Here is a 15,003-nt window from a genome sequence, read left to right as displayed (position 1 = left end):
AAAGGATTAGCAGGCCTGGTAACTCAATAACAGCTTTAAATGGTTTTAACCAAAACGGCGGTTAAAACCATTTTCGCCATTTGAATAGCGCCAGTTGAGAAATAATTAACACGACTAAACCAATCACAAAATAGCGAAAAGCTTCGGGATTATCCGAACCAGGGATTCCGCCAACGTTAATTCCTAACAGGCCTGTTAAAAATCCTAATGGCAAAAAGATAGCGGTAATCACTGATAGCACATACATTCGGCTATTTAACTCTTCAGATATGCGATTTTGCAACTCTTCTTGCGATACTGCTGCACGCTCTCTTAACATCTCAAGCTCTTCTAAGGTTCGAGTAATCCTATCAACCACTTCACGCAACAAGATACGATCGTTTTGACTTAACCAAGGCAATTTTTCAATAGAAAAACGCATTAACGCTTCTTTTTGCGGCCCTATATAACGTCGTAAATAAATAATCTGCCTACGGATTGCACTTAATTCTAGTCTTAAGGCCATCCTTCCTTCTTCAATGACTTTACCTTCTAGGTCTGACATATGATCATCAAAGTCATTCACTACATCACCAATTTTCCAGACCATTTTGTCTGCAATTTCAATCAACAATTCACCAATAGTTTCGGGCCCTCGCCCTCTCTCTAAAGCATGCACCACTTCATTAACAGCCATTAAATCGCGTCTTAAAGTAGAAATAAGCCGCCCTTCTTCTCGCCATAATCGAATTGCCACCATGTCTTCTGGATCAGCTGTTGGATTGAGGTTCACACCTCGCCAGGCCATCAAAACCCCTGGATCGAGCATGCTAAATCTGGGACGAGACTCATTGCTCAGCAAGGTTTCTGCTACTGAAATATCTAAATGACTCTCATGAAAAAGCCACTCTTTAACATGGTACACACTGTAATCCATGTGTAACCATAGTTCTCCTTTAGAGGGGTTCCAGTTTTTAATTTCTGACCAGCTTAGAGACTTTGCTCCACCTTGGCCATCCAACAACAAGCCATGAATCAAACCTTCTGACATGCTCAAATCCTTAATTAGCAACTGTATTAACTTAATAACTTTTTACCAGGCCTGGTAAAAATAAAGTCATTATTTTGCACAACTATGCCCTAGTTAATGTTTTTTTTCTAGCATTTTAAAATCGAAAGTACAAGAAACCTATATCCCAAAGAGAGTCATGCTCTATTGAATTTAAATATATCAAAGCAAACCAAGTTAAACCTTTCTTATAAATTGACAGTGAATCAAGCAATACGTACTATACATATACGCTATTGAGCGTACTAAATAAAAATATTAAGAGGATAACTTGTGAATTTTTTTATCGATGCTATTAAAAATTACGCAACATTTACAGGCCGAGCAACGCGTCAACAATATTGGATGTTTTATCTGTTCTATATCATTTTCTATATCATTCTATCTGTGTTAGAAAATGCTCTCGGATTAACGCTTGGAGAGTTTGGAGAAGGAATATTAACTATTATATACAGCCTTGCTTTGCTGATCCCATCTATTGCCATACTTGCAAGAAGACTACATGATACTGGTCGTTCAGGTTGGTGGATTTTACTGATTTTCATTCCATTGATTGGAGCGATTGTCATTCTTATCTTTACGCTCTTAGACAGTGAAAGACAAGCAAATGAATATGGGGAGAGCATCAAATATTAGGTGTAATCGCTAAATAAATTAGCCGATCATTTCAGCTAACTTTTCATTGAACTTAATATCATATATTGAGTTCAATGAAACAAAACATAACTTCTCAAACCAAATCAGCATGTAGCTGTTCATGAATTACTTATAAAGAAGTATTCATACAGAAGCAACCATAAAGAACCCCCTAGAAATTACCCTTCAATAATCTCATAGCTATGTGTCATTTCTGCTGTTTTTTCAAGCATCTTAGAAACTGAACAGTATTTATCCGCTGATAATTCAACCGCTCTAGCAACTTTCTTCTCATTTAGGTCTGTACCAGTCACTTTAAAATGTAGGTGAATTTTAGTGTAAACCGCAGGCACAGCATCAGCACGTTCAGAGGTCACTTCCATTTGACAATCTTTCACATCTTGCTTGCCTTTTTCTAACATCATCATGACATCAATTCCAGAACAACCACCTAATCCCATCAACAACAGTTCCATCGGGCGAGAACCACGATCTTCACCACCCACTTCCTTAGAGGCATCCATCATCACTTTATGGCCTGTTGATGAAGTCGCTTCAAACGCTTTCTTGCCTTTCCATTCAATTTTAATACTCATGCTTTTTCCTTATAAATTCTGAATTATAGTAATGATAATAGTGAAATTATTTAGCTTTCGCAATCTCAGCGATTTATCTAGCAAATAATAAAAAACCAAGCCTTACTTGCTACCTGCTACTTGATACCTGTTGAACCAAAACCACCTTGGCCTCTTTCTGTCACATCGCCAAACTCTTGTACCTCAGTAAAGACGGGCTGTAAAACCGGCACAATCACCATTTGGGCAATTCTTTCACCTACTTCTACCTTATAAGGTGTATCGCCACGATTCCATACCGAGACCATTAATGGACCTTGGTAATCAGAATCGATTAAGCCCACCAAATTCCCTAATACAATTCCGTGCTTATGCCCTAAACCTGAACGCGGCAAAATCATAGCAGCCAAGCCTGCATCATCTAAATGAATGGCCATGCCAGTAGGAATCAAAACCGTTTGACCAGGTTCAATTGTCATATCTTCATCAAGACAAGCACGTAAATCTAAACCTGCTGAACCTTTAGTACCGTAATGTGGCATTTCAATTTCATTACCTAAGCGTTTGTCCAAAATTTTATATTCAACTTGAATGGTCATTATTTACTCCTCTATTATTTAACTTTTTACCGCAGCAACAGATTAACGCTATGGCTTAAAACTATCTGGCATGACTAGGATAGAGCTTATTTTACATGACTCACTCTCTGCAAGACGATGCTTTTTAACAAGCAAAATTGGATAAAGCTTTGTAATCCTTTACACTGAGTTTCACCAGGATTACTATCACTGTAATTTTAATTACACTTTTAAACAGCACATACTTGTTAAGGAAGCGTTATGTTTAAAATTCATACAGCACAAAACGCCCTAAATAGATTACAAACATCTAGAGAAGAATTAGCCAACAGCCTTAGTCATGGACTAGGTTTATTAGCAATACTATTTGGTACTCCGTTTTTAATTCTGCATGCCATACATAGCGAACACACTGGTTACATTATTGGGGTATGCATTTTTACCGCTAGCATGATATTGCTCTATTTAGGATCAACGCTCTACCATGCAACCCCAAATGGTCGGTTAAAAGATGCCTTTCAGATTATTGACCACTCAATGATATTTCTATTAATTGCCGGCACTTATACCCCGTTTACTTTAGGTGTATTAACAGGCGGTTGGGGTTGGTCGATATTTGGTATTACCTGGGGGTTAGCTGCACTAGGTATTAGCTTAAAAATTTTTGGTGGGGCGATGAATCGGCCAATTTTTGACAATATTCTCTACTTAGTTATGGGATGGATAATTGTCATTGCGATTGAACCTTTAATCAATAATCTATCAAGCACCGGTATGTTCTGGCTAGTCACAGGTGGTATCTCTTACAGTTTGGGCATGGTGTTTTACCTAACAGACTCTCGGGTTAATTACGGACATTTCTTATGGCACTTGTTTGTATTAGGAGGTAGCATCAGTCATTTTTTTGCAGTGTGGTATGCCAGCCCTGTCTATGTCATACCTTCGGTACAGGGATAATGAGATGAGTTCAAATGACTCAAACCAGAAATTTGAACATAATCATTCAACACCCGTGGTTACTAAAGCGTATGAGCTAATCACTGGTGATGAAGATTCTCGTGTTTGTAAGGAGATACCCGAGCAGGCCTGCAAACATCAGCCAAAAAACTTTTTTGCCTATTTAATTGCCAACTTTCTTGGCAAAGTTGCCGACGAACTCGCCAGTGCAAAACTCATATTACCTTGGTTAATGGGAGCTTTAGGAGCTCCCTCTGCCATGGTGGGGTTTTTAGTTCCTATTCGTGAATCTGGGGTACTTTTACCGCAGCTATTTGTAGCCGCCGCTGTTCGCAATCGTCCAAAACGAAAAGGGGTTTGGCTGTTGGGTGCGGGGCTGTCTGGACTTGCACTTTTGTTAATGTCGGTCACGGCAATCTCTTTTAGCGGGGCTATTGCTGGTTGGGCTTTACTGATTGCTTTGGTAATTTTTAGTTTAGCGAGAGGCTTATGCTCAGTATCCGCGAAAGATGTTTTAGGCAAAACGGTTTCAAAAGGCAAACGTGGTGTATTAATGGGAATAAGTGCAGGACTTGCAGGCATAGCCACCCTAGCCGTTGGTATATATATTGAATTTTTTAATGCTACACCTCCCATTGAGTTACTTGCCTTTCTGCTTTTACTAGGTGGAATATTATGGTTTATAAGTTTATTCTTTTTTAGTGCCATTGAAGAGCATGACGGAGCCACTGAAGGTGGTGGCAATGCGATACAAACTGCCATAAAAAGCTTTGTATTGCTTAAAACAGATAAACCATTCAGGCATTACGTTATTGGTCGCATTCTTCTATTAAGCAGTGCCTTAGTACCACCCTTTTATATTTTATTAGCCCAACAATACAGTGCTCAACAACTGACAGGTTTAGGCATGCTCATTATAAGTAGTGGTGTTGCTAGTATGGTCAGTGCCCCACTTTGGGGTAAACTTGGTGACCGCTCAAGCCGTGTAGTTATGGCACTAGCCTCTTTAGGTACAGGTCTTATTGGCATTACTCTTTTTAGTTTAGTTGAGCTTAATAGTGATTGGTTAACACATCCTCTTACTCACGCTTTATTCTTCTTTGCGGTAACCGTTTTTCATGGCGGTGTTCGACTTGGTCGAAAAATTTACCTAGTTGACCTTGCCAATGAAAAAACACGAGCCACTTATGTAGCGTTAAGCAACACGGTAATTGGTATCGCCATGCTTACAGGTGGTTTAGTTGGAATCTTAGCCGATACTGTTTCTATTCAGTTTGTCATTTTACTTCTTAGCTTATTGGCTATTTTTGCGGCCTGGTGGAACTTTAGACTTAAAGAAGTTAGTGTTTAATAAAGCTAATTTAGACACATACATATACAAGCAGCATTTTTGGGCTGCGTATCTTCAAACAAATTTTCTATCACTCAACAAAACATTTTTACTCGACTTTACTGCCCAAGCTAGGTAACTTAATCAACAAACACACACTATTTGAGACCTTTATGGAAAACATCAACAGCATTCTTTCTACCGCGAGCAGCTTGGCCTGGGGGCCAGCTATGCTAGTACTGTTATTAGGTACGGGGATATTTTTAACCATTCGTTTAAAGTTTTTGCCACTTCGTCACCTTTTTTACGCTTTTAGCTTACTGTGGAAAAGCCGCAAATCAAAAGAGGACGGTGATATTAGTCCATTTAGTGCCCTAATGACTGCCATGGCGGCCACAGTGGGTACAGGTAACATTGCAGGTGTTGCCGCAGCCTTATTTATTGGTGGGCCAGGTGCGATTTTTTGGATGTGGGTGACGGCAATAGTTGGTATGGCCACCAAATACAGTGAAGCGGTGCTAGCGGTTAAATATCGTGAAATTGATGAAGATGGTCGCCATGTTGGTGGCCCAATGTACTACATTAAAAATGGTATGGGTGAAAAAGGGAAACCGCTAGGTTTTGCGTTTGCTCTGTTTGGTACTATTGCCGCTTTCGGTATTGGAAACATGGTACAAGCCAATGCTGTTGCTGGAGCCATGGAGACGGCATTTCATATTAACAATCAAATAACAGGCCTGGTTCTTATGGTTTTAGTAGGCCTGGTCTTGTTTGGAGGCATTCAACGTATTGCTAAAACAGCCACAGCATTGGTGCCAATTATGGCTTTGCTTTATATTCTTTTTGCTGTTTATATATTAATTATGCATGCTGATGCTCTACCAGGAGCAATCAGCACTATAGTACAAAGTGCTTTTACTGGTAGTGCAGCAGCAGGTGGTTTTGCTGGAGCAAGTATTATTTTAGCCATTCAGTTTGGAGTTGCCCGTGGGGTATTTTCTAATGAAGCAGGTTTGGGAACAGCTCCTATTGCACATGCCGCTGCAAAAACCAAAGACCCTGTAAAACAAGGTCACATTGCTATGCTCGGTACCTTTATCGATACCATCATTATCTGCACCATGACCGCTTTGGTGATTATGGTGACTGGTGTCTGGCAAAGTGGCGAAACAGGTTCACCCTTAACCGCAATGGCATTTAATGTAGGTTTAGATTCTGATTTTGGTGCCATTGTGGTTGCTGTAGGCTTGGCTATTTTTGCTTTTACTACCTTACTTGGTTGGAGTTATTATGGTGAACGTTGTGCCGAATATATTGCAGGAACAAAAGTGATTACTGGTTACCGAGTGTTATGGGTAATTGCGGTTTTTGCTGGTGCTGCGTTATCTGACTACTTTAATACCGTATTAATTCTTGCAGATGTACTGAATGCCCTTATGGCGATACCAAACTTAATTGCCTTATTGGTACTTTCGCCAATTATTGTCAAACTCTCTATGCAAGCAAAACCTTAGCTATTCCAAAAACAAAGATCAAATCTTTTCTCAAAAGCCTGCTATTTTGCAAATGTAGCAGGCTTACCTATGACATTTACCAGATCTTATAATTACTATAAAAGTTTGTTGTATTTGAGTTATTTTTTAGGTGTAACATAAACTTTCATTTACTAAATTTAATTGATGAATTCTGACTATGTTTATTAGCGTTTTTGATATTTTTAAAATTGGAGTTGGCCCTTCTAGCTCTCATACTATGGGACCTATGATTGCGGCTCAAAATTATATTGACCTTGTCAGCTCAAAACTTAATCAAAATCCTGACTTAAAAATTGCCCGAATCAGATGCACCTTAAAAGGTTCTTTAGCCTTTACAGGTCATGGTCATGCGACAGATAGTGCCGTTTTATTGGGTGCTCACGGTTATAAACCTGAAAACTTGATTAATGTAGACATCCCCATTTTGCTTACTCAGCTTAAAGAACCAACACCTATCGCTCAATTAAGCAAAGAAATACTATTTGATCCAGAACGCGATATTGTTTTTGACTACAAAGAACCTCTGTTTCAGCATCCAAACGGCATGATTATGGAATGTTTAGATGAAAATGATCAGCGTATCCATATGGAAATCTACTTCTCTATTGGTGGTGGTTTTATTACAACGGTAAATGAAATCGGTTCTATTGAAGCCCCAATTAAAGGTGAACCTGCAAAGCTATTTCCATTTCCGTTTAATAATGCAGAGTTAATGTTAAAACTTTCTAATAGCCATCAAAAATCCATTGCTGAGATGAAAATTACAAATGAAAAAGAGCATTTATCAGATAAACAAATAGACAAAAAATTAAACGCTATTTGGCATGCCATGCAAACGTGTGTTGAAAACGGCTTAGCTGCTGAGGGTATCTTACCAGGCGGGTTAAATGTAAAACGTCGAGCCAAAAACCTTTTTACCCAACTACAAAAAGAATCTAGAACAGGCAATGTAAATGACTGGCTATGTGCTTATGCCATGGCCGTAAATGAAGAAAATGCCGCAGGCCATATGGTGGTTACCGCTCCAACGAACGGTGCCGCAGGCGTAATTCCTGCTGTTTTATACTACTTTGTACATCATGAAAACGGCACATTTGAACAGGTAAAAACTTTTTTACTTACCGCAGCCGCGATTGGTGGATTAATTAAACACAATAGCTCTATTTCTGGAGCAGAAGTCGGTTGTCAGGGTGAAGTAGGTTCGGCATCAGCCATGGCTGCGGCTGGGTTATGTGCGGCAAAAGGGGGAATCCCTGAACAAATTGAGCAAGCTGCCGAGATGGCTTTAGAACATCACTTAGGTATGACCTGTGACCCTGTAAAAGGTTTGGTGCAAGTACCTTGTATTGAACGTAATGGTTTTGGTGCAATTAAAGCCTACACCTCTTCATCAATCGCACTGCGTGAGAGCGGTGAACACATTATGTCTTTAGATAGTTGTATTGAAGCTATGAAAAAAACTGGCGACGAGATGTCTCATAAATACAAAGAGACCTCTTTAGGAGGATTAGCCGTTACCTGGGTGGAGTGTTGATTAACTCAGCCCAATCATTTTACCTATCTTGACCAAATCATTAGATATCATCAAGAGAAACTAAAACCTAAAAAACCCCAAGCCAATAGATTAACTATGACTTGAGGTTTTATCATCACTAATTCAACTAGCTAATACAGTAAGATTTTGAAAGTATTCTTGAACATAAGTTTGAACATAATTTCTCTCAAGCAAGCTATCGTAATACATGCAAGAAGTGCATGTGCTTATGATAGTGATCAATAATGTCATTGATAATAGCGGTTTTTGACCACCCCATTACATCGTAATCTTGCCCACCTTCACGTAAATGAATTTCAGCACGATAATAATGAGCACTCTCATCCATTTCTTCTGATGGCATTTCTACTTGAGTAAATTCAGGACGTAAATGTGAACGACTGCGTACCTCATAGATAAAATCAATCTCTTCACCGTGGCGGACAATTAAACGTATTCTATCAAGGTCTTTTTCATTTTCGACTTCTACAATAAGCTCTTGCTCTTTTAATTCTTTCGCTACTTCGTTAAAAGCCGAGCTAACGACTGTTTGAATATAACGCCCTACTGCAGAGCGACTTGGATAATCTACAATATTATGTAAACGATCCTTCCAACTACTATCGCCATTTTCACTTGGAATAGGATAGACATTTGAAAGTAAGCTATCGCGCTTAGCAATATCCACACGCAGAGCCTTAATCAATCCATAAGTAGTCATTAATAATACAATCGAAAATGGCATAGCACTAGCAATGGTCATGGTTTGCAAAGCACCTAACCCTCCCACGAGCAATAAAATGATCGCAATCAATCCAATAGCAACGACCCAATACATACGCTGCCACATTGGCGTGTCATCACGACCATTTGAACACAGCATATTTACTACCAATGCACCCGAGTCTGCAGAGGTGACAAAGAAGATTATCACCATAACAATGGCAATACCCGACAGCACGTCACCAAATGGAAATTGATTTAAAAATGCAAATAGTGCGAGGGAAACATCACTAGACACTTGGTCACCAAGACTGCTTAAACCTTGATTTAGAATCATATCAATAGCGGAATTACCAAAAACGGTAAACCACATCATACTAAAGCCTACTGGTACAAATAATACGCCAATAACAAACTGGCGAATGCTACGGCCACGAGAAACACGTGCAATAAATAGCCCAACAAACGGAGCCCATGCTAACCACCAAGCCCAGTAAAAAATAGTCCAACCACCTATCCAGTCCGTCTTTTTGTAGGCGTAAAGATTAAATGTCGCACTAATAATATCTGATAAATAAGCACCTGCATTTTGTATCATCGCTTGCAGTAAGAATACGGTAGAGCCTAACACTAGCACCAATAACATCAACAGAACCGCCAAGCTCATATTTAATTCAGAAAGACGGCGAATCCCTTTATCCAACCCCGTTGCAACAGATACCGCAGCCAATGACATGACCGCTAAAATTAACAACGACTGCGAAATCGTATCCACAGGCATACCAAATAAATAGTTAAAACCCGTGTTCATTTGCAGAACGCCGTAACCCAAAGAAGTTGCAATACCAAATACGGTTCCTATTACCGCAAACACATCAACCGCATGCCCAATTGGGCCATATATTTTTTCACCTATCAGCGGATACAAGGCTGAACGTAAAGTCAGCGGCAAACCGTGACGGTAACTAAAAAAGGCTAAAATTAATGCCACAATAGCGTAAATAGCCCACGCATGAAGTCCCCAGTGGAAAAAGGTGATTCGCATAGCCTCTCGAGCCGCTTCTATAGTGCCAGCATCACCGACTGGTGGTGCCAAAAAATGCATAACGGGTTCAGCCACTCCAAAAAACATTAAACCAATTCCCATTCCCGCAGAAAACAGCATCGAAAACCAAGTAATATCAGAATAATCTGGTGTGGAATGATCAGGTCCCAGTTTAATTTCACCGTAACGAGATAAGCCTAAAAATACAACGGTAATAAAAAGTATGGCAACGGTCAGAATATAAAACCACCCTCCATTATCAACGAGTATATTTTGCAAGCTTTTAAAAAATGAACCTGCCTGTTCAGGCATAAAAGAGGTGTAAATTAATAATAAAACGATGATACCAGAGGCACTAAAAAACACCGCTGGATTTAACTTTGCGGCTTCAATTTTTTCGACTTCACTCATTGGAACTACCTTTGTGTATTACTTTAATGCTATTGAGCGTTCTCCGCCCTTGTAAATGACAACCAATAAATATTGGTTTTATAAAATGAAACGCTTCAGAAATATGACGTTAAAAAATCAGGAGAATGTTTAGTAATACCAATCCATAGAAAGATAAAGAGCACTAAACTCATACTTGTCATTTACCACATCGCCATAACGATCGATATAACCATTTTGAGTTAAGTATTCAGCATAGATCCAACCAGGACCATAATCATAACTAACGCCAGGAGCATAGGCGGCAATCATATTATTGTTATTACCCTTGGTGCTCGAATCTGCCCAAGTGGCATCTAAGTAATATCTCCAGTTTCCGGAAGTGCGGCCCACTTCAAACGCATAACGCGTAGTTTTGTGCTTACTGGCAATCCCATCAACGGCGACTAAGTCACCTGGCATAGAACGTTGTGTCTGAATCGCTTCTGCATTGACAAAAGTTGGACCAAATGTTCCTTTATAGTAAATGACCGCCGCGGTTTGATCACCGTCTGACTCATTTCTATTATTGAGTTTTGTTAAAGGATTAGAACGCTCACCAGTTAAGTCTTGTAACTGACCCGTTTGCAATGACACACCCACAGTATGATTTGGAGCAATTGCCGTATTAAAATCGGCAACAAAAGTACCTACCTTACGGTAAGTAGTAGAAGAACCCCAATGACGGTTGTCATCGGTAGTATCAGTACTGGTTGCCCACCAATCATCCTGAAGGTAATAAGCGAGGTTGTAATTCAATTTACCTTTTTTGGCTTCTAGTTTTAAGCCAACATCCATCTGATCACCGTAACCTGCCTGATACATATCGCCAGGCCAAAAATTAGTGGTTTTCCAGCCAAAAGGTACCTGACTTTTACCAATGATTAATTTGTAATCATTGCTAAAATCAAACCCAACCCAAGCTTTATGCAATGAGATTTCATCACCCGTTGAATTATTTAGAGTGTCTGTGAAAGAACCCGGACCAACTCGTAATTCAGCTGAATACGACCAATTTCCTTTGCCTTTTTCAGCCGCTCCATCAGCATATAAAATAACAGCACCGTTTCCAAAATCACCATTGGCGGTATAACTATTACCGGGAACGTTATCGTTTTCATTGGCGTAGTTATACCAAACACCTAACGTTAAATCGTTAGAAGCAAAAACTTGATTGGAAAAAATGACTGAAAAAACACCTGCTGATACGGAAGAAAGATGACTAAATCTCATGAAAAATGCTGACCCTAATTTGTATTTGTTTTTTTACCATAACAAATCAAAACTACGTATACAAACGGCCTAAACTTAAAATTTAGCGGTAAAAACCCTAAAAACAGGCATTAGACAGCGTGTTCGTAGGGTCTATAGAGAGGGGAATATAATCTTAATTATTTTCAGAAATCGTGTTTAACACTGCGATTGCCTGTTGATACTTAGATGAACTTGGAAATGTTTGTTGCTGAGAATGGGTAATAACAGTTAGCGAATTATCGTCACATTCAAAACCTTGATTTTCACCCACCTGATTAGCACAAATCATGTCTAAATTTTTACGCTTTAATTTGTCTTTAGCGTACTCAATGACATTTTGAGTTTCTGCGGCAAACCCTACTACAAAAGGTTTATCTTTTTGTTGAGCTACCCAGGCAACTATGTCAGGGTTTTTAATCAATTCAAGCGTCATATTTTCATTATCTGCCTGTTTTTTGATTTTTTGCTCAGCCATCTCTGCCACTCTAAAATCTGCAACCGCTGCCGCACTTATAAAATAGCTGTTTTGAGCGTACTCTTTTTGGACAGCCTCAAACATATCTAGTGCTGAACGCACATTAATACGCTTTACTTTATCAGGTGTTGTTAATTGTACAGGCCCAGCAATTAAGGTGACATTAGCACCAGCCAAAGCTGCCACTTGAGCAAGTGCAAAACCCATTTTTCCGGAACTTCTATTGCCTATAAAACGCACTGGATCGATGTTTTCATAGGTTGGCCCAGCACTAATTAGTAATGATTTACCCTGCCAAAATGTTTTTAACTCTGACCAGGCCTGGTAATTTTCTTTTTGCTGTTGTTCAACCTCAATCACGGCGTCAAATATTTGTTGTGGTTCAGGCATTCGGCCCTCACCCACTTCACCACAGGCTTGCTCACCAGAACCTGGTTGTAATAACGTCCAGCCACGTTGTTTTAAAACCGTTACGTTTTCTTGAGTCGCTTGATTGCTCCACATTAAACGATTCATTGCTGGGGCTAAAACAATAGGTTTATCGGTTGCTAAAATCAAAGTGGTTAACAAATCATCTGCACGGCCCATTCTTAATTTGGCTAGGGTTTCTGCAGAGGTTGGTGCAACCACAATGACATCTGCCCAACGGGCAAGTTCAATATGCCCCATGCCTGCTTCTTGGTTTACATCAAATAAACTGTCACGCACAGGATTGCCTGACAACGCTTGAAAAGAGAGCGGTTGAATAAACTCTTTTGCACCCGCCGTCATCACTACTTGAACCTCATGCCCAGCTTTAATAAAAAGCCGAGTCAGTTCCAAAGATTTATATGCGGCAATACCGCCTGTAACCCCAATTAGTATTTTCATCTATATTTCATATTCAAAAGTTAAACTACACTTATGATACCGAGTTTACATAATAAGCGAATACTTTTTATTACTCTTACTTTTATGAATATCAAGATACAACCTCTTATAAATAAAGGCTCTAGCCATGCATATCGTCCGTTTTAGTTTAGGGGTGTTTATTATCCTGTTTTTAATTTCTCTTATAGATATTCTCTATGATTGGGATAGCATGGGAGAACTTAATGCCCATATTTTAATTGAACTATTTATGGGATTGATGTCATTGACTGCATTTGGCGTTTTGCTATTTTCCTCTTGGAAACAAAAGAAAACGCTCCAAAAGATGGGAAGCAACCTTATTCAAGCTGAAGCAGCATTAAATACAGCAAAACAACAAAGTAATAAGTTGAAGGGAGAGTTCTCCAAAATCATACAATCGCAATTTGATCTTTGGAATTTTACTCAGAGTGAAAGAGAAGTGGCTTTACTTCTATTAAAAGGCCTAACTTTAGAGGAAATTGCAGCGGTACGAGAGACTAAAGAGAAAACGGTTCGTCAACAAGCATCCAACTTATACAAAAAAGCCGGCATATCAGGCCGGCATGAGTTAGTTGCTTTCTTTTTTGAAGACTTATTGATGTAATTGCTGACTTAATTGCTGATTAAGTTATTTATTTACTTAACTGTATCTTTAAGCCTTCAATATTGAAAATATTTAAGAGAAAGTATCTGCAAATAAATTACCTGACCAATTAAACATCGAACGATAATTTTCTGCACTTGGAGCTCCTGAAGCATACTTATCTAAAACGCTATTAGGAACGATATCAATAGGCTGCATTTGCTTTGTATCTGAATTGTATTCATATACCGCAGTTAACCATGAAGCCGTTGTTGCAGATACTGGGCTATAACAAGCTGAATTGGTTTTTGGTGCTGGATCCGGATCCAACCCTTTTAAAGATCGAAGCACTGCATCAGCACAAATTTTTGCTTCTGAATTTCCAATATGTCCTGCTTTTGGCAAGCCTGTTCCTTGTGAATCACCAATAATATGAATATCTAAACCTACTGCTTCAGATGATCCGTTTAGCTTAGTTGATTCATACGTTAAAGGATTAATTGGTGCCCAATTTCCCTCATTAAGACCCGCCGTAAATACGATAGGACCCGCTTTCTGGTTTGGTATCACATTTAACGTAGTGGCACTATCAGTAATTGGTGTGGCATCTGAACCAACCGTATAAGTCACCGATTTATTATCTGAATCAACGCTTAATACTGTTGCACTATGAATATATTCCACACCATAACTTGTAAACATTGTTCCAAAGGTATCGGCTTCAACCGTAATTGCAGCGTTTGCATCTAGTACTTTTACGGTACAACCCGTAAACCCTTTGGTGTTTTTGAGATAATCCGCTACGACACAAGCACGTTCATAAGGCCCTGGAGGACAGCGATAAGGAGCCTTTGGAACAGTCATAATAAAACTATCACCATCGTTCATCGCATCAATTTGTGCTTTTAAAAGATTAGTTTGCTCTCCTGCTTTCCAAGCGTGAGGTACTTTCGTAAAGTCATGGCCTGGTACAGAGTCAAAATCAATTCCAGGAGCAAGTATTAACTTATCATAACTAATACTGCCACCGCTTAATAAGGTAACAGACTTTTCGGTGTTATTAACCGCAGTCACCGTATCATGTAGCATATTTACAGCATATTTCTGGCTATGATTAATATAGTTAAAACTTAAGTCATCTGTGGTCTTTTGACCATTCAGTACTAAGTTACTTAAGATAGGTGATACATAAGTTGAGTTTGGTTCAATAACGGTAACTTGTACACTTAAACCACCCCACATTTTTAGATATTTTGCAACGGTTGCTCCAGCAAAACCACCTCCGACAACAACAATGTGAGGCAAAGTATCTGCAGCTTTTACCAGGCCTGGTAAAGCGGTTGCAGCAATACCAAGACCAAGTGATTTTAATAAATTTCTTCGTGATAATTGATTATTCATATTCACTTT

Annotated in this window: 13 protein-coding genes; 6 read left to right on the top strand and 7 right to left on the bottom strand. The window is 39.2% G+C overall.

Annotation, left to right across the window (positions count from 1 at the left end; translation table 11 throughout):
* Positions 1 to 61 precede the first annotated feature (61 nt).
* On the bottom strand, positions 62 to 1,030 hold the full coding sequence (locus ACORJQ_RS03390; RefSeq protein ID WP_321326025.1) for a zinc transporter ZntB: 969 nt from the start codon (positions 1,028 to 1,030) through the stop codon (positions 62 to 64).
* A 291-nt stretch (positions 1,031 to 1,321) separates the two neighbouring features.
* Between ACORJQ_RS03390 and ACORJQ_RS03385 the strand changes: the two genes are divergently transcribed.
* Positions 1,322 to 1,684, top strand: a complete 363-nt coding sequence (locus tag ACORJQ_RS03385; protein WP_321326023.1) for a DUF805 domain-containing protein — start codon at positions 1,322 to 1,324, stop codon at positions 1,682 to 1,684.
* A gap of 179 nt (positions 1,685 to 1,863) precedes the next feature.
* Here ACORJQ_RS03385 and ACORJQ_RS03380 read toward each other — a convergent pair whose 3' ends face one another.
* Positions 1,864 to 2,280, bottom strand: coding sequence for an OsmC family protein (locus ACORJQ_RS03380; protein ID WP_321326021.1), 417 nt, complete (start codon positions 2,278 to 2,280; stop codon positions 1,864 to 1,866).
* A gap of 116 nt (positions 2,281 to 2,396) precedes the next feature.
* Entirely contained in the window at positions 2,397 to 2,858 is a 462-nt protein-coding gene (gene dut, locus ACORJQ_RS03375; protein ID WP_321326020.1) for a dUTP diphosphatase, read from the bottom strand.
* Positions 2,859 to 3,098: 240 nt separating this feature from the next.
* Here dut and trhA point away from each other — a divergent pair, with 240 nt between their 5' ends.
* The 4 genes from trhA to ACORJQ_RS03355 all read left to right on the top strand — a co-directional run bounded on the left by trhA (position 3,099) and on the right by ACORJQ_RS03355 (position 8,193).
* Positions 3,099 to 3,794 (top strand): PAQR family membrane homeostasis protein TrhA, encoded by a 696-nt coding sequence (gene trhA, locus ACORJQ_RS03370; protein WP_321326017.1) that lies wholly within the window; start codon positions 3,099 to 3,101, stop codon positions 3,792 to 3,794.
* 4 nt (positions 3,795 to 3,798) lie between these two features.
* Positions 3,799 to 5,145: an MFS transporter gene (locus tag ACORJQ_RS03365; protein ID WP_321326015.1), complete on the top strand. Its 1,347-nt coding sequence runs from the start codon at positions 3,799 to 3,801 to the stop codon at positions 5,143 to 5,145.
* Between the two features lie 152 nt (positions 5,146 to 5,297).
* Positions 5,298 to 6,638, top strand: a complete 1,341-nt coding sequence (locus ACORJQ_RS03360; RefSeq protein ID WP_321326013.1) for an alanine/glycine:cation symporter family protein — start codon at positions 5,298 to 5,300, stop codon at positions 6,636 to 6,638.
* Positions 6,639 to 6,816: 178 nt separating this feature from the next.
* Positions 6,817 to 8,193, top strand: a complete 1,377-nt coding sequence (locus ACORJQ_RS03355; RefSeq protein ID WP_321326011.1) for an L-serine ammonia-lyase — start codon at positions 6,817 to 6,819, stop codon at positions 8,191 to 8,193.
* A 196-nt stretch (positions 8,194 to 8,389) separates the two neighbouring features.
* Here ACORJQ_RS03355 and betT read toward each other — a convergent pair whose 3' ends face one another.
* The 3 genes from betT to coaBC all read right to left on the bottom strand — a co-directional run bounded on the left by betT (position 8,390) and on the right by coaBC (position 12,989).
* Complete coding sequence (gene betT / locus ACORJQ_RS03350; RefSeq protein WP_321326009.1) at positions 8,390 to 10,372, bottom strand: choline BCCT transporter BetT; 1,983 nt, start codon at positions 10,370 to 10,372, stop codon at positions 8,390 to 8,392.
* A gap of 129 nt (positions 10,373 to 10,501) precedes the next feature.
* Positions 10,502 to 11,623 (bottom strand): hypothetical protein, encoded by a 1,122-nt coding sequence (locus ACORJQ_RS03345; RefSeq protein ID WP_321326007.1) that lies wholly within the window; start codon positions 11,621 to 11,623, stop codon positions 10,502 to 10,504.
* A 154-nt stretch (positions 11,624 to 11,777) separates the two neighbouring features.
* The gene (coaBC, locus tag ACORJQ_RS03340; protein ID WP_321326005.1) at positions 11,778 to 12,989 is read right to left on the bottom strand and encodes a bifunctional phosphopantothenoylcysteine decarboxylase/phosphopantothenate--cysteine ligase CoaBC; all 1,212 of its coding nucleotides are present in this window, start codon (positions 12,987 to 12,989) and stop codon (positions 11,778 to 11,780) included.
* Positions 12,990 to 13,116: 127 nt separating this feature from the next.
* Between coaBC and ACORJQ_RS03335 the strand changes: the two genes are divergently transcribed.
* Entirely contained in the window at positions 13,117 to 13,614 is a 498-nt protein-coding gene (locus ACORJQ_RS03335; RefSeq protein WP_321326003.1) for a helix-turn-helix transcriptional regulator, read from the top strand.
* A 72-nt stretch (positions 13,615 to 13,686) separates the two neighbouring features.
* Here ACORJQ_RS03335 and ACORJQ_RS03330 read toward each other — a convergent pair whose 3' ends face one another.
* On the bottom strand, positions 13,687 to 14,994 hold the full coding sequence (locus ACORJQ_RS03330; protein ID WP_321326001.1) for an FAD-dependent oxidoreductase: 1,308 nt from the start codon (positions 14,992 to 14,994) through the stop codon (positions 13,687 to 13,689).
* Positions 14,995 to 15,003 lie beyond the last annotated feature (9 nt).

This window comes from Thiomicrorhabdus sp. (assembly GCF_963662555.1).
Taxonomy (GTDB): Bacteria; Pseudomonadota; Gammaproteobacteria; order Thiomicrospirales; family Thiomicrospiraceae; genus Thiomicrorhabdus.
This window is presented reverse-complemented; position numbering and strand designations above follow the sequence as displayed.

Coding starts and splice junctions, on each gene's coding strand:
- ACORJQ_RS03390 (WP_321326025.1), bottom strand. CDS start 1,030: ATGTCAGAAGGTTTGATTCATGGCTTGTTGTTGGATGGCCAAGGTGGA.
- ACORJQ_RS03380 (WP_321326021.1), bottom strand. CDS start 2,280: ATGAGTATTAAAATTGAATGGAAAGGCAAGAAAGCGTTTGAAGCGACT.
- dut (WP_321326020.1), bottom strand. CDS start 2,858: ATGACCATTCAAGTTGAATATAAAATTTTGGACAAACGCTTAGGTAAT.
- trhA (WP_321326017.1), top strand. CDS start 3,099: ATGTTTAAAATTCATACAGCACAAAACGCCCTAAATAGATTACAAACA.
- ACORJQ_RS03365 (WP_321326015.1), top strand. CDS start 3,799: ATGAGTTCAAATGACTCAAACCAGAAATTTGAACATAATCATTCAACA.
- ACORJQ_RS03360 (WP_321326013.1), top strand. CDS start 5,298: ATGGAAAACATCAACAGCATTCTTTCTACCGCGAGCAGCTTGGCCTGG.
- ACORJQ_RS03355 (WP_321326011.1), top strand. CDS start 6,817: ATGTTTATTAGCGTTTTTGATATTTTTAAAATTGGAGTTGGCCCTTCT.
- betT (WP_321326009.1), bottom strand. CDS start 10,372: ATGAGTGAAGTCGAAAAAATTGAAGCCGCAAAGTTAAATCCAGCGGTG.
- ACORJQ_RS03345 (WP_321326007.1), bottom strand. CDS start 11,623: ATGAGATTTAGTCATCTTTCTTCCGTATCAGCAGGTGTTTTTTCAGTC.
- coaBC (WP_321326005.1), bottom strand. CDS start 12,989: ATGAAAATACTAATTGGGGTTACAGGCGGTATTGCCGCATATAAATCT.
- ACORJQ_RS03335 (WP_321326003.1), top strand. CDS start 13,117: ATGCATATCGTCCGTTTTAGTTTAGGGGTGTTTATTATCCTGTTTTTA.
- ACORJQ_RS03330 (WP_321326001.1), bottom strand. CDS start 14,994: ATGAATAATCAATTATCACGAAGAAATTTATTAAAATCACTTGGTCTT.